Annotated in this window: 1 protein-coding gene; it reads right to left on the reverse strand. The window is 53.9% G+C overall.

The annotated features are described in order from the left end of the window. Window positions 1-204, reverse strand: a 204-nt coding sequence (locus JUI58_RS00075; RefSeq protein WP_204101730.1) for a hypothetical protein, incomplete at both ends; no start/stop codon positions are given.

Consider the following 204-nt stretch of genomic DNA (forward strand, 5'->3'; position numbering starts at 1 on the left):
CTTCGACTGGGGCGGCATCGAGGACTAAGTTCACCACCATACCTTCGTGAGAGAGTCGAACTTGACTTTTACCTGGAATAGCGGCGAGGGTGATGTTGCCGTTTTCGGTGGCTACGGTTCCTGTTGAGATGATTCCCCCTCCCACCATCCAAAGACTTTCTCCAGCAGGTACGGCTAGATCGGCTTCGTTGACGATCCAACTGG

It is taken from the genome of Spirulina sp. CCY15215, assembly GCF_016888125.1.
In the GTDB taxonomy this organism is placed as follows: domain Bacteria; phylum Cyanobacteriota; class Cyanobacteriia; order Cyanobacteriales; family Spirulinaceae; genus CCY15215.